1 protein-coding gene is annotated in these 516 nt (G+C 68.4%); it reads left to right on the forward strand.

The window, feature by feature from the left end; genetic code table 11:
• On the forward strand, nt 1-301 hold a 301-nt coding region (locus B7L92_RS38970; protein ID WP_143626558.1), incomplete at its 5' end, for a cytochrome P450.
• Nucleotides 302-516 lie beyond the last annotated feature (215 nt).

The raw sequence follows: 516 nt of genomic DNA on the forward strand, positions 1-516 counted from the left end.
CCCCTACACCGCCCACCGCGACGCACGGGAACACCCCGAACCGGACCGGTTCCGGCCCGAACGCTGGCTCGACGATTCAGACTCGCCGGCGAAACCCGGGGTCTTCCTCGGCTTCGGTACCGGGCCCCACGGCTGCGAGGGAGCCGCTCTGGCCATGGCCATGCTCACGCTCATGACCGCGCAGACCGCCCGCCGCTACCACTTGAGCGAGCCGCCCGGCGCGGAACCCGGCTACCGGGTCACCACCTTCGAAGGTCTCGCAACCGCCGGCCTGCACCTGCGTGCCACCTTGCGCGACTGAGGGCAGCCCTACTTTCGGTGGCAGGCCGCCTCCACCCGCGAACAACGAACGCCGATCAAGTCCGAGTGCCGTTCCACGCGCTCGGATCACCGGCTCATGGTTCGCTCATCGTGTGTCGCCGGTCGAACTCGTTGACAAGCATGCCCATCATGACGAGGTCGTGGTGCCGGCCGGCGAAGAAAACGTGTTCCCGCAAGCGCCCCTCCTCGGTGAAG

Origin of the sequence: Streptomyces viridosporus (assembly GCF_002078235.1) — a bacterium.
Classification (GTDB): Bacteria; Actinomycetota; Actinomycetes; order Streptomycetales; family Streptomycetaceae; genus Streptomyces; species Streptomyces viridosporus.